Below are 1,240 nucleotides of genomic sequence, written 5' to 3' on the forward strand. Positions count from 1 at the left end.
GTAGATACCGTCTTGAGCCTCATCGGGCAAGCGCAAGTTTCGGGTCATATGGCAGTCCTGATTTGAGCACTCCGTAAACGAAGTGCAGCAGCTTGCGCATTGCTGCGCAGATGATCTGCTTGGGGGCCTTGCCATTGGCTTCCAGGCGTTCTTTCATCGCCTTGATCGCCTTATTGTGTTTCAGCGCCACCATGCCAGGCATGTAAAGGCCTGCACGCAGCCGTGCCGACCCTACTCTTGAGATCAGGGTATGACCTTTGAGCTTTCCTGATTCCTGCAGCTTTGGATTGAGCCCCGCAGCAGCGACCAGTTGGCGAGGATCACTGTATTTGCGCAAGTCACCCAGTTCGGCGAGCAATCGTTCAAGCGTTTTTTGTCCGATGCCGTCGATGGTTACGATGAGATCCCGCATCTGACGCATATCCGGGTCGTCATCGATGTGTTTTTTGATCGCCTTGTGCGTTTCTACGATCTCTTTTTCGATATGGCGCAGAACGGAGTTGATCGAGTCTTTGACCTTTTCGTCGGAAACGTCCAGACGATTAAGCTCCATTTGTTCCATTTCCTGAAGGTCATCCAGGCGGCGAACCATTGCTTTTAACTGGCGGTATTTCAGCGGCTCAGGCGCCCATGGGTGAAGTTTCTGATCTTTTTCCCGGGCAAAGTCGGCGATCAGTTTGGCATCACTTTTATCAGTCTTGATGCGGCGCAGTTCGCTGTCAGCGTACGCTTTGGTCGTAGCCGGGTTCACGACGCAGACCCGGAAGCCTTTGTTGTAAACGAACTCCGCGAGCTCCAAGTGGTAAACGCTCGTGGCTTCCATCACGATCAGGGCCGAACGCTCGGCGTTTTTTTCTAGCCACGCCTCAAACTCTTTGAAGCCCTTTGGATCGTTGGCCAGCTTGGCCTTGGTTTTGTGCTTGCCGTTGGGCTGGTGTGTAGCGATATCAAAGGTGTTCTTTGCGATGTCGACGCCAACGAAACCGGACATGATCGTTTCTCCACTTGTTCCTGTTGCGATCATCACGTCACTCTGTCCAACCTTGCGAATGCGGGCTCTCGCCGCAGGCGGGCCCAAGATACCGTGCGAACTGTACGAGTGAGTGTGGAGGGCTGGAGCACGATCTACGTCACAGGCAAAAAGCCTAAGGAGCTGCGCGGCTTCCAAGTCCCTCCCTCGATGATCAGTCGAGAACTATCGCTCCTGACGGAGCGTTAGTCGAGATACAAGGAGCTGCCG

At 54.0% G+C, this 1,240-nt stretch carries 1 protein-coding gene; it reads right to left on the reverse strand.

What is annotated here, in order from left to right:
• Window positions 1-19: 19 nt before the first annotated feature.
• Window positions 20-991, reverse strand: coding sequence for an IS110 family transposase (locus tag D6877_RS04610; protein ID WP_056786210.1), 972 nt, complete (start codon window positions 989-991; stop codon window positions 20-22).
• Between the last annotated feature and the right edge of the window lie 249 nt (window positions 992-1,240).

This window comes from Pseudomonas sp. Sample_9, assembly GCF_004307535.1.
GTDB classification, from domain to species: domain Bacteria; phylum Pseudomonadota; class Gammaproteobacteria; order Pseudomonadales; family Pseudomonadaceae; genus Aquipseudomonas; species Aquipseudomonas mercuritolerans.

Coding starts and splice junctions, on each gene's coding strand:
- D6877_RS04610 (WP_056786210.1), bottom strand. CDS start 991: ATGTCCGGTTTCGTTGGCGTCGACATCGCAAAGAACACCTTTGATATC.